Origin of the sequence: Dysgonomonas termitidis (assembly GCF_042654545.1) — a bacterium.
GTDB lineage: Bacteria > Bacteroidota > Bacteroidia > Bacteroidales > Dysgonomonadaceae > Dysgonomonas > Dysgonomonas termitidis.
Genome location: NZ_JBHSGN010000169.1, coordinates 99,390 through 107,287 on the forward strand (window position 1 = coordinate 99,390; position 7,898 = coordinate 107,287).

The window sequence follows — 7,898 nt, forward strand, 5'->3', positions numbered from 1 at the left end:
CGTGTATTTTTATTCGTCTTTCAGTGCTATCGCCGGTTGTATTTTCGATGCCCTCCATGCAGGATACCAAACGGCTACTATAGTTATTATGGCCAGAAAAATAAAGGTTATGCCATAGTTGATAAAATACTGACCAATATTAACAGCTTCTTCTCTTCTATCGGGTATGGGAACATTTATACTTTTCAATAAATCTGCGGCAGATATATTGACGCAAATGATGGATGCGACAAGACTGGCGATGAATAATAAAAGAATAGACTCTCCTATAAACATTTTCTTTACATTTGCTTTTGATGAACCAAGGGCTATGCGTAGTCCTATTTCGCTATGACGGGACTGCACACGGAACCAGAAACTACCTATAACTCCGAGGAAAATGTTGATTATAAGAAAAGCTGTGATGGAATAAACGCTCTTAAAATTGTTAGCGTATCCGGTCCATTGCATATATGTTTCCTTATCTTTTTCGAGTGCTGTTACCGATGATAAGTAGTAGTGGCCGATTTCGAGCTGGTCGCGCATATCTTTTGTAAATTGCTCTTCAAAATTTTTGTCGGCAGCTGGTTTTACTCTTATACATAATTCGCGGTAGTCGATCAGGGATGTGCGCTGCTTTGTTATAGGTGTATACATTATAGTGTTATAATACTCATAATCACTTCTTTTTGTTTTATTTACTACTCCTAATACTTTATCTTTGTTTCTATCGTCATAATGTATATACTCCATTTTTTCGACAGGTGTTTTGCCAAACATATTAGTATTGTCGGAACTTATCATGACGGGGTTGCCCGATGTTATATTGTTCCAGTCAAAAGAAGTTCCCGCTATTCTTTTAATTTTAAATACATCGAAAAATTCGGGTGTTATTCTTTTGTATTGAGTATATACTTGTACAGAATCACACATAATAGAATTGCTTGACCATGATCCTGAATAAGGATGCGCAGACTGTGAATAACTTATATATTCTGTTGCAGGATATCGCTTTATGCGGTCGTAGATAGTCCATATATCATTGAGCATTTCCTGCTTTTTTATAGAATCGTTGGATGCGGAAATCGCCTGTCCCTCTTCTTTCATGCTTATGCCTATCCGGTATGTATGCTCAATATCGAATCCTTTGGGTTCCAGATAGCGTTTTGTGGTGAAATACAGATAGTCTGTGCAAAACCACAATATGCAGAATACAAGAATAAGTTCCAGTAATATCCATGCGTTTATTTTGCGTTCTGTCCAGATGATTTTTGAAATATGCTTTATCATAATTAGAGGTTGTTTCGGTTGAGAGAATCTACTATTTTTATCTTGGATGCCTTGTATGCAGGTATTCCGGCCGAAAGCAGATTAAGAAGGATGCATACGATAAAAACGGCAAAGAATATAGGGAGGGAAACCAGTGTTTCCAAAGGAAGTGTACCATCGGTATCTATCCCCAATAACCATTGTTTAAGCCATATTACTATAATGTAGGATAAGATAAGACCGATGATGCCCCCGATAAGCGATGTGATAAAGTTTTCGTATAGTACCTGAAACAGAATTACATATCTTTTTGCGCCGAAGGCTTTTCTTACCCCTATTTCCTCTGTTCTCTTTCTTATGCGGGAAAGGCTGAAACTGGATAAATTGATAGCAGGAATCAATAGTAAAATAGAAAATATAAAAATATTCTTTCGGGCATTCCCTTTTATATCCGGCTCATTGTTATTGGTATTTAGCAAATAAATAGAATGGTTATAAGGGCCTAATAAGGTAAGATTCCATTCACTATCGGTTACATTGAATTTCCGTTCTGCCGTGCGTATTTCTTCCGAAATAGCTTCAAAATCTTTTTTATTCTTGGCCAGAAGCAGAATCTCAAATCCATTTTTTTCAAATCCTCCTTTGGAAGTGTATGGAATATAAATATCAGTATAGGCAAATTTGAATATGGGAGATATATCTTTTACTATTCCTACTATGATATACGGTTTGAAGTCGATGTTTATTGTTTTACCTAATGCTCTCTGATTCCCATATAGTTCTTTTGCTGTCCTTTCTGTTATTACGGTTTTTTTCAGTCCCGATTTGAAATCTTCTTCACTAAACGGACTTCCTTCGATAAAAGAAAGAGACATTATTTTCCAGAAATTGGCATCTGTCGACTTTACATTCATAGCTTTCCTATCCATCTGATTTTCAGAAGTGGAAATCTGACTTTTATCCCAGCCGTTAGATTGTATGCTTACTAATTCCGGCTCTTTCAAGTCCGATAGATATCCTTTATAAATCTCGTAACTAATGGCTGAGTTAATATTCGTGTTTTTAGTTTCTTTACCTTTCTTTATTTCGTAACGCATATACATTGTTCGCTCCCGATTGGGTTCGGGTGCAATACTTACATTCTTTATAGACTCAGAGACTATAAGTACCATTATCATCATAATGGCAAGTGATGTCCCTGCTATACTTATTATGCTGATAAACTTGTTCTGTTTCAGCATCGCAACGGCTTGTTTGAAATAGGTTTTATACACGGCCTCTGTTTTTTAATGTTGGTTTCTTATTCATCTCTCAGTGCTTCCGTCGGTTGTATATCCGATGCTTTCTTTGCGGGATACCATACGGCAACAATGGCAATAGCGGCAAGGAAGGCAAAAGTAAATCCATAATTGATGAAATGTTGGGCAATGCCTGCACCTTCTTCACCTCTGTTTGGTACCGGGACGTTTATGCTTTTTAAAAGATCTGCCGCTGATATATTGATACAAATGATGGATGCGACCAGGCTGGCGATAAACAGGAGTAGGATGGATTCTCCAATAAACATTTTCTTTACATTGTTTTTCGAAGCTCCGAGCGCGATACGCAATCCTATTTCGCTCCTGCGCGATTGCACACGGAACCAGAAAGTGCCGAGTACACCCAGGAATATATTCACGATAAGAAAGGCTGTTACAGAATATATACTTTTGAAATTGTTGGTGTATCCTGCCTGTTTCATAAATAGTTCACGTTCCTTTTCTATAGATTTGATGCCGGAAAGGTAGAAAGGACCTATTTCCAGTTGGTTTCGCATATCCTGAGAAAAACGGGAGATAAAGTCTTTGTCGGCTTCCGGCTTTATACGTACACATAACTCATTGAATATTATCACATCTTCCTCATTTATTTTCAGAGGTTTGTACTGAATACACTGATAATCTTCATAATCATTTATTTTTACCCTGTCTGCGATACCAATTACTTTACTGCTATCCGATTTTTCTTTGTCAAAATATAATGTTTTCATTTCTTCAACGGTCTTTTTCCCGAACAGGTTATTATTACCGCCACTGAGTATGACGTTGTTTCCTCCTACGAGATCTTCTTCTGTAAAAGGCTTTCCCTTAATTATATTTATTTTGAATACACCGAAATATTCAGGCGTAACCCTTTTTACGCGCATATCTATAGTGGTGGAATCGATCATGTACGAATTACTCATGCTTGCTCCTGAATAGGGATATGCAGCTGAGGAGAGGCTTGCTGTCTCTATCAGGGGATACTGTTTTATCCGGTTATATATAGTCCATGCATTATCATATATTCCAGCTTTTTTTATGCTGTCGCCGGAATCTATGTCGTTCCAGCCCTGTCTCTTCATGCCGATGGTTATATGATATGTATGCTCTATGTCGAACCCCTTGGGCTGGAAATAACGTTTTGTGGTGTAATACATATAGTCGGCGCAGAACCATAGTACGCAGAATACTAAAATAAGTTCCAGTAATATCCATGTATTTACTTTGCGTTCAACCCAGATTATCTTAAAAATATGTTGTATCATGATAAGTTACCGGTTATTTTGGTTGATAGAGTCTACGATCGCTATTTTCGAAGCCCGGTATGCCGGCAGGCCTGCCGATAACATATTCAGCAACAGTAAAATAACGGAAACAGCCAGGAATACAGGGAATGAGACGAAGGTTTCGAGCGGGATGCTATCGCCGGATTCTAGATCGAGCAACCAGTCTTTTAACCATATTACGACGATATAGGATAATATGAGGCCTATAGCGCTCCCGATAAGTGATGTTATGAGGTTTTCATATAATACCTGAAATAGAATCATATATCTTTTTGCCCCGAATGCTTTTCTGATTCCTATTTCTTCAGTACGTTTCTTGATGCGCGACATGCTGAAACCGGACAGGTTAACGGCAGGTATAAGCAGGAGTATAACAAATATGAATACCGTTTTCCGGTTGTCTGCCTTTATATCGGGTTCCTGAGCACTTGTATTTATCAGTTGGGTTCTATGGTCGTAAGGGCCAATGAGGGTTAGGTTGTATTCCGGATCTGTCGTATCGGCTTTTCGTTCGGCTTCCCGTACTTCTTCCGTAATGGTATTGAAGTCGTTTCGGTCTTTTGCAAGTATCAGGATAGTGCACGAACTCTGGTCGAATCCGCTATGGGATGTATATGGCACATATACATCCGCATGTGCATAGGTAAAGACAGGGGATACATCCTTTACAATACCTGTTACGGTATAAGGGATGAAATTTGCTTCTATTGTTTTTCCTAAAGCGGGTTCATAGCCGAAAAGTGTATATGCGGTACTTTCCGAAATAATAGCCTTTTTGAGCCCCGAATCGTGATCTTCCTTTGTGAAAGGTTTCCCTTCTATGAATGTGAATGCCATTATCTTCCAAAAATTGTAGTCGGTGAGCCTGTAGGTGGTTTCCTGTCTTTCTTTTTTATGTTCAGCAGTGACGAATACGATCCTTGCCTGGATTGCACTTGTTAATTCGGGGGCCGGCATCCCGGCCAGATAATCTTTGTATATTTTATAATCGACAGCGCTGCTGGCCCACATCTCTGAATTTTTGCTCTTTTGGATTTCATATTTTATATACATGGTTCTCTCCCTGTTTATTTCGGGAGCGATGCTTGTATTCTTGATAGATTCGCTGACTATGATAACCATAATCATCATTATAGCCAGTGCTGTTCCCGCAATAGTTATTGTGCTGATAAACTTGTTCTGTTTCAGCATCGCAATGGCTTGTTTGAAATAGGTACTATACATGATATGTGGTTTTCAATTGTCGGATGATGGTTTATTCTACTCTTCTTCCATCAAAGAAGCGGATGATCCGTTTTGTGGTTTTGGCGATATGTTCGTCATGCGTCACCATTACTATTGTTGTGCCTTCGTTATTCAGTTCAAATAAAAGCTCCATGATATCGGTACCCATCTTACTGTCCAGGTTTCCGGTCGGCTCATCGGCAAGTATGATCTGCGGCTCGCCGATAATAGCGCGGGCAATGGCTACACGTTGGCATTGTCCACCTGATAGTTGTGAAGGAAAGTGTTTCATACGGTGCGACAGGCCGACTTTCTCCAGTACTTTTTTAGCCATTTCGCGCCGGCTGCTTTCTCCCGATTTGCGATAAAGAAGGGGGAGTTCCACATTATCGAGAACATTGAGCGAGTTTATCAGATGGAAACTTTGAAATACAAAACCCAGAGTTTTATTCCGGAACTCAGCCATCTCTTTATCTTTCATATTGTGAGTTTCGGTATTGCCGATAAGGACTTTACCCTCACTGGGTACGTCGAGCAGTCCCATGATGTTCAGCATTGTACTCTTTCCACATCCCGAAGGTCCCATTACAGACAGGAATTCTCCTTTTTGCACTTCCAGATTTACATTTTCCAATGCTACAGTCTCAACTTCTTTTGTGCGGTAAATCTTTGTTATGCCTTGTAAATTGATGATTGACATAGTTTTATGAATTATAAGTTATTTGATTTTTATTGATTTTTTACCTTTATATTGGCTCATATCGGAGACAATTACCTGTTCCCCCTGATTTAATCCGCTGAGTACTTCTACATATTCGAAGCTGCTTTCTCCCAGTTTCACTTTACGGGTTTTCGCCTGTCCGTCTTTTACTACCCATAGTTCATATTCTCCCGCTCCGATGTAATAGGAGGCATTTGGTATGCGTAAGGCATCTTCCTGGATACCATGCGACACAAATACGTCTGTCTTCAGTCCGCTTCGCAGGCGTGAATTCCCTGCATCTTTCAGCATTACGATGAACTGGATAACCCCATTCCTGACAGAGGGCGTAATGTTGACTACGGTTCCTTCCAATTGCAATTGTCCGATTTTTATGATTGCTTTTGCTCCTGTGGCCAGTTTTTCGGCGTAGCTGTCCGCTATGTCGGCTTCTACCTTAAAGTGGCTTAAATCGGAAACAATCGCTATCTGTGTGCCTGCCGACACTTGTGAACCTATCTGATTGTTTACATAAGTAAGGGTTGCTTTCTGGGGAGATAGGATACGGGCGTCTTTGAGCAGGCGTGCGCTTTCGGCCAGTGATTTTTCGAATATGCTGAGTTCGAGTTGTTGCACTTTTACCTCGGCGTCGGCATTTTTTTTCTGATTCTCTATTTGTTGCTTCAGTTGCTGAAGTTCGAGTTTGGCTACTTCATAGTTTAATATTGCCTGCCGTACTTTATCTGTTGTACTTGCTCCTATGCTGTCGAGGTACTGTTCGTTTTTGAGTTCTGTCTGCATTTGTTTAAGGTTCATCTCTTTCACCTGCATTTGCATCCGCAATTCGGATATCTTGTTGTCGAGGCCGACCTGGGACTGAATAAGTTTGCTTTTTTTCATCTCTTTCTCATCCAGCTTCTGGTTATAATCCGTTTCGACGGATGCCAGTTCCAGTTTCAGGATGGGTTCACCGGCAAGTACGGAATCCCCTGCGTTTTTGTATACTTCGAGTATCCGGCTGTTGATAGGGGTCACTATAATCTCTTCAGTTAGGGGAATTACTTTACCGGAGGCATTTACTGTTATCTCTATAGTACCTTTATCCACGGTTCCTATCGTTATATTTTTGTAGGAGAGTGTACTTTCAAGTAGATTCATCAGGAAAATAATCGCAATTACTATTGCCAATGCAATAATTCCGTACCGGAGTATTAGTTTCTGTCTTTCTTTTCGCTGTACACTCAGTGGTATTTCCCTGTCCATTTTTGAAATTATTTAGTGTTCCGTATTTTATTTATCAATGAATATGCCAATAAGTCAATGTGTTTATTTTCAATATTTTGATAATATTTAAATTGTCCGTTTTCGGACAGTTATGTACGGAATGTGTCTGTTTCTTTATGGGCTGGATCGGGCTATCGTGAGGATGAGGATAGATATTGCAGGGTGTTTGTCGGTCTCAACGCAAAGGGTTGATACAGAGTTGTATATATTAGCTACAAACAAAAAAAGACACCCACATTTCTGTAAGTGTCTCTTCATCAGAGCGGAAGACGGGGCTCAAACCCGCGACCCTCAGGTTGGAAGGATACTCTGACACTTAGCTCTAATGTTCTGATTGAGTAGATAACTGCTTAATTACTAACCTGATATATCACTGTATAGTCTATTGTCTTTATCTGCTCAGTATTTTGCTAACATGGCTGCTAACATTCCTTTCTGATTAAGGTTGGTCAGCAAGAACTTGGTTAATATTAATTTATTTCATAATTCTACTAACATAGTAGAGGGCGAGTTTCTATTATTTCTTTAAACAATATAAAGAACATTGTCCTGCCGTTATAGTAACCATTCCTTCGTATCTTTTACTACCTGAAACAGCAACATATTTATAAGTTCCGGGTTTATACTCTACTGTAAGAGTCCCTTCTTGTCCACAACTTGGAAATCCATTCTCAAAATATTGTGTAAATGTTCCTATATATTCCCCATCAAAAAATAATCGTAAACTCCCCGATTTTTTCCAATTAGTCCAAAAACTGATTTTTCCAGATTGAATAGGTGGTGTTGTACTTGACATGTGGAAAATCCAGTGAGCGTTGCCCCCTCGTGCCAAATCTAAATTGACCCCTGAAAAAA

General features: G+C 39.4%; 7 protein-coding genes. All 7 read right to left on the reverse strand.

What is annotated here, in order from left to right:
• Positions 1-9 precede the first annotated feature (9 nt).
• On the reverse strand, positions 10-1,269 hold the full coding sequence (locus tag ACFO6W_RS25620; protein WP_380001894.1) for an ABC transporter permease: 1,260 nt from the start codon (positions 1,267-1,269) through the stop codon (positions 10-12).
• 2 nt (positions 1,270-1,271) lie between these two features.
• Entirely contained in the window at positions 1,272-2,522 is a 1,251-nt protein-coding gene (locus tag ACFO6W_RS25625) for an ABC transporter permease (protein WP_380001896.1), read from the reverse strand.
• 26 nt (positions 2,523-2,548) lie between these two features.
• The gene (locus ACFO6W_RS25630) at positions 2,549-3,814 is read right to left on the reverse strand and encodes an ABC transporter permease (RefSeq protein ID WP_380001898.1); all 1,266 of its coding nucleotides are present in this window, start codon (positions 3,812-3,814) and stop codon (positions 2,549-2,551) included.
• Positions 3,815-3,820: 6 nt separating this feature from the next.
• On the reverse strand, positions 3,821-5,059 hold the full coding sequence (locus tag ACFO6W_RS25635; RefSeq protein ID WP_380001900.1) for an ABC transporter permease: 1,239 nt from the start codon (positions 5,057-5,059) through the stop codon (positions 3,821-3,823).
• Positions 5,060-5,090: 31 nt separating this feature from the next.
• Positions 5,091-5,759, reverse strand: a complete 669-nt coding sequence (locus tag ACFO6W_RS25640) for an ABC transporter ATP-binding protein (RefSeq protein WP_380001902.1) — start codon at positions 5,757-5,759, stop codon at positions 5,091-5,093.
• Positions 5,760-5,777: 18 nt separating this feature from the next.
• Positions 5,778-7,022: an efflux RND transporter periplasmic adaptor subunit gene (locus tag ACFO6W_RS25645; RefSeq protein ID WP_380001904.1), complete on the reverse strand. Its 1,245-nt coding sequence runs from the start codon at positions 7,020-7,022 to the stop codon at positions 5,778-5,780.
• 538 nt (positions 7,023-7,560) lie between these two features.
• Positions 7,561-7,898, reverse strand: a 338-nt coding sequence (locus ACFO6W_RS25650; RefSeq protein ID WP_380001906.1) for a hypothetical protein, incomplete at its 5' end; no start/stop codon positions are given.

Excerpts from the sequence above, each read along its gene's own strand:
- ACFO6W_RS25620 (WP_380001894.1), bottom strand. The coding sequence starts at position 1,269 with ATGATAAAGCATATTTCAAAAATCATCTGGACAGAACGCAAAATAAAC.
- ACFO6W_RS25630 (WP_380001898.1), bottom strand. The coding sequence starts at position 3,814 with ATGATACAACATATTTTTAAGATAATCTGGGTTGAACGCAAAGTAAAT.
- ACFO6W_RS25635 (WP_380001900.1), bottom strand. The coding sequence starts at position 5,059 with ATGTATAGTACCTATTTCAAACAAGCCATTGCGATGCTGAAACAGAAC.
- ACFO6W_RS25640 (WP_380001902.1), bottom strand. The coding sequence starts at position 5,759 with ATGTCAATCATCAATTTACAAGGCATAACAAAGATTTACCGCACAAAA.
- ACFO6W_RS25645 (WP_380001904.1), bottom strand. The coding sequence starts at position 7,022 with ATGGACAGGGAAATACCACTGAGTGTACAGCGAAAAGAAAGACAGAAA.